This is a genomic window from Aequorivita vitellina (assembly GCF_022008365.1).
Classification (GTDB): Bacteria; Bacteroidota; Bacteroidia; order Flavobacteriales; family Flavobacteriaceae; genus Aequorivita; species Aequorivita vitellina.
Genome location: NZ_JAIRBA010000123.1, coordinates 1 through 662, shown reverse-complemented (window position 1 = coordinate 662; position 662 = coordinate 1). Strand labels below are relative to the sequence as shown.

Annotated in this window: 1 protein-coding gene; it reads right to left on the bottom strand. The window is 35.0% G+C overall.

The window, feature by feature from the left end; translation table 11 throughout:
* On the bottom strand, positions 1–524 hold a 524-nt coding region (locus K8089_RS16260; RefSeq protein WP_237604334.1), incomplete at its 3' end, for a peptidoglycan-binding protein LysM.
* Between the last annotated feature and the right edge of the window lie 138 nt (positions 525–662).

Sequence of the window (662 nt, the reverse complement as noted above, 5' to 3'; positions counted from 1 at the left end):
ACCGTTTGGGTATAAGTACCAGCTGGTTTTCCTAAGATATCAGAAGATGAAGATTTAGCTGCAGGAATTAAATAATCTAGTTCTAAAACCACTGCGCTTCCCAAAGTGGCATTTCCAATCAATGTTTGATCGTTAGCAGATAAAATAACATCAGAAGGTGTTCCGGTCATAGTTGTAGTACCGCCAACAACTGGTTTAATGGTTAGTACATTCACAGGTATGTTGTTTGATCCGTCTGAAAAATTAGCACCGTCAGCTTTTACTTTAATGTCAAAGTTTTTGGTAGAAGTAACTTTTAAACTATTTGGAACGTTAACAGTAGTATCTGTGTTATAGTCTGCTGCTGTAACGTAGTTGAAAGCAACTTCGCCGCCAATGGCAACACTTCCTGCGTCAATTGAGATTACATCATTTAATACGATGTTTACGGTTGTAGTAGCAGTATTGTTTTGAGCTGCTGCATTGTTAGTACCGAAGAAAAATGCTCCAAGAGCTAGTGTAGAAATAATTAATAGGTTTTTCATTTTATTTGATTTAGGGATTATAATTGTTTTATAAAAATGTCAGTTACTTTGTTTTGACACTGCAAATATAAAACGCATTGCAAGTTTAGTTTGTAGTTGAAACTGTAAGTGTGTGTAGTTAAATAACTACAAGGGAAA